General features: G+C 67.8%; 1 protein-coding gene. It reads right to left on the reverse strand.

Annotated features, from left to right (window positions below; translation table 11 throughout):
• Nucleotides 1-25: 25 nt before the first annotated feature.
• A partial coding sequence (radC, locus tag FIF60_RS21430) for a RadC family protein (RefSeq protein WP_144300318.1) occupies nucleotides 26-1,273 on the reverse strand: 1,248 nt, incomplete at its 5' end.

Genomic DNA, 1,273 nt, shown 5'->3' on the forward strand with positions numbered 1-1,273 from the left:
TCCCTGGCAAGGCTCGGCGGAGGGCTCAGCCGTGCCGCGGCTTTCCTGCCGAGGAGGACGTCAGATGCCCGAGCGCGGCGAGGGAGCGCACGCCGCCGCGGCCGACGATGACGTGATCGAGCAGCTTCACGCCGACGAGGTCGCAGGCCTGCATGATCGACCGGGTGAGCTCGATGTCCGTGCTGCTCGGCGAAGGATCGCCCGAGGGGTGGTTGTGCACCACGATCAGCGACGTGGCGGAGAGGTCGAGCGCGCGCTTGACGATCTCGCGCGGGTGGATCGAGACGAAGTCGACGGTGCCCGTCGCCAGCGTCTCGTCCGCGAGAAGCATGTTCTTCGTGTTGAGGAACAGCGCCTTCACGCTCTCGACCTTCTGGTCGGCGAGCGAGGCGTAGAGATAGGCGCTGAGCGCGTCCCAGTCGCGGAAGGTCGCACCACGGGCGACGCGCGCGCGCAGGAGCCGCACGGCCGAGGCATGCACCGCCTTGAGATGCGTCGCCTGCTGGTCGGTCAGCCCACCATGGCGGGAGAGCTCGCGCGGCGAGGCGGCCAGCACCTCTGCATAGCCGCCGAAGGTGGCCAGAAGCGCCTTCGCGCTCGCGACCCTTCCGCGCGCATCGGGCGCGAGCTTCAGCAGGCAGTCGAGCAGCATCTCGTCGTCGAACGTGTCGTTCGAGCCGGCGAGCACGGCGGCGTAGCGCGCGGCGGCCTCCTCTTCCTCCGAAAGGGGCGCGCTCTCGGGCGGCGGCTCGTGCCGCGCCTGGCGATGCACGGCGCGGCTGAAGCCGGACGGCGCGTAGCCACGCTCGACGAGATCGCGCGTCGCGTCGTCGAGGTCGTCGAGCCTCGCCTGGCGGTCTGCGAAGCCGGTCACCGGCGCCTGGGCCCGCGCCGCCCTGCGCTTCTGCTCTGCGGAGGCGAGCGCGCGGGTGATCGCATCGGCGACATCGGCGAGGCGGAAGGGTTTGGCGAAGAACTCGAAGGCGCGGATGCGCAAGGCGGAGATGGCATTGTCTGCGGTCGGGCGGCCGGTAATGAAGATAACCTCGATCGCGTCTCTCGGGTCGAGACGCATCTGGATTTCTTCGCCGAGCGTGATGCCGCTGATGGCAGGCATGTTGATGTCGCTCACGACGACGTGAATACTCTTGGCAGATAGTATTATTTCGAGCGCCTCGTCAGCCGATTGAGCAGAGATCGCACCAATTCCACGCGCACGTAGTGTCCGTAAAAGAACACGCGAAATAGCCGGCTCGTCATCGACGACGAGAAC

Source organism: Elioraea rosea, from assembly GCF_007644105.1.
Classification (GTDB): domain Bacteria; phylum Pseudomonadota; class Alphaproteobacteria; order Acetobacterales; family Acetobacteraceae; genus Elioraea_A; species Elioraea_A rosea.